Origin of the sequence: Paracoccus sp. S4493, assembly GCF_000967735.1 — a bacterium.
In the GTDB taxonomy this organism is placed as follows: domain Bacteria; phylum Pseudomonadota; class Alphaproteobacteria; order Rhodobacterales; family Rhodobacteraceae; genus Paracoccus; species Paracoccus marcusii.
Genome location: NZ_JXYF01000412.1, coordinates 1 through 871, shown reverse-complemented (window position 1 = coordinate 871; position 871 = coordinate 1). Strand labels below are relative to the sequence as shown.

Here is an 871-nt window from a genome sequence, read left to right as displayed (position 1 = left end):
TGAGCTACGTCCCGTCTCCTGGACGGGATCTGACGTAATTTAAGCTGCTCGTTGCACCTGCTGATCGGGTTGGCTGAGTGAGGGCGCTGGTGATTGCAGAAGGTCATCCATTTCCGGATCGCCGCTTTCGTCTCCGATCCGGTGTCCCGGGCATGCAGGTGAACGCGTTCGTGTGTCAGGGTCCGCCACAGCATCTCGATGAGGATGGTGTTGGGGGTGAGCTTGCGAACGCCTTTCCCGTCCATCGATATTCGCACCCCTGATTGGCGGAGACGGTCCGTCCAGCCGAAGGATATCAGCTTGCCTGCCTGATCCATAGTCGTGATATCGGGCGGCACGAACTTGTGGATGGCCTTGTTCAGCGCCTCGACACAGAAATCGTTTGACCCTGTTCTTGAACCCGTGGCGAACACGGTCTCATTCGAGGATGTTCGAGATCCGCCAAGATGGAACCTTGCGCGTGTGCCAGTCCATGATCGCCATGAGGTAGAGTGAGGCATGAGCCGTCACCGGTTCGAGGCCATGCCGAGCGCCACGCCGCACCGGCAGGGGGGTGATGTCCGGGCGCCAGACCTGGTTCGGACGTTCCACCGGCAACTCTCTCAGCAGATATGGATAGGTCTTGTGGCCCCATGCCGGCCTGCTGGTGTTGGGTTTCTGGTAGATCGGCAACAAGCGCATCAGCCGCCGAATCCGCTTCTCGTTCACCCGGTGTCCGTCGTTACGCAGATGCCGGGTCATTTGCCGGACGCCGAAGAACAGGGTCTCCAAGGAATTGCTCGTCGATCCGCCGCATCAGGCCGAGGTTTTGTTCGGCCCGCCCTTGGGCGTGTAGGAGAAAGACGAGCGCGCGATTGAAAGCAGCTTGCAC

Annotated in this window: 1 protein-coding gene and 1 pseudogene; both read right to left on the bottom strand. The window is 59.9% G+C overall.

All coding sequences use genetic code 11. From position 1 onward, the window contains the following. Window positions 1–413: pseudogene (locus TW83_RS20225) on the bottom strand (hypothetical protein); the annotation flags it as partial. A 4-nt stretch (window positions 414–417) separates the two neighbouring features. Further along, a complete protein-coding gene (locus TW83_RS20220; protein WP_084697698.1) occupies window positions 418–771 on the bottom strand; it encodes an IS3 family transposase in 354 nt (117 codons plus the stop codon). Window positions 772–871: the final 100 nt, after the last annotated feature.